Origin of the sequence: Paraburkholderia sp. BR10923, assembly GCF_040948765.1 — a bacterium.
Lineage (GTDB): Bacteria > Pseudomonadota > Gammaproteobacteria > Burkholderiales > Burkholderiaceae > Paraburkholderia > Paraburkholderia youngii.
The window spans coordinates 1-366 of record NZ_JBFPKO010000174.1; the positions used below are offsets into that span (position 1 = coordinate 1).

General features: G+C 59.3%; 1 protein-coding gene. It reads right to left on the reverse strand.

All coding sequences use genetic code 11. The annotated features are described in order from the left end of the window. The coding region (locus tag AB3X94_RS41980) for a Wzz/FepE/Etk N-terminal domain-containing protein (protein WP_368614486.1) at nucleotides 1-366 on the reverse strand (366 nt) is incomplete at both ends.

Consider the following 366-nt stretch of genomic DNA (forward strand, 5'->3'; position numbering starts at 1 on the left):
GACCGATTCGTTGCCCCACGCATATCCGCCAAATCCAAACAGACCAGGCGAGGAAAGACTTTTGGCCTGCCGCCCCAGCCAGTCGCCGATCAACGGAAAGCGCTTTGGCTTTGCGCTGATATCGAGGTGCAGATCGTCGACGGCCTTGCCGACCACCATTCTCGACTGAATGATTTCCATCTCGGCCGTCGCCTCTGTCTTGACGTCGAACATGCTCGAGACGTCGCCCAGAGGACTCTTTGAATTGTTGGTCGGGATGCTGTCTTCCACCTGCACGAGAATATCGGCCTGGTACACCGACGGCGCGATAAACGCGTATGCCACGCCCAGGGCGAGCACGCTGCCGGCGATTCCACCGACCAGCCA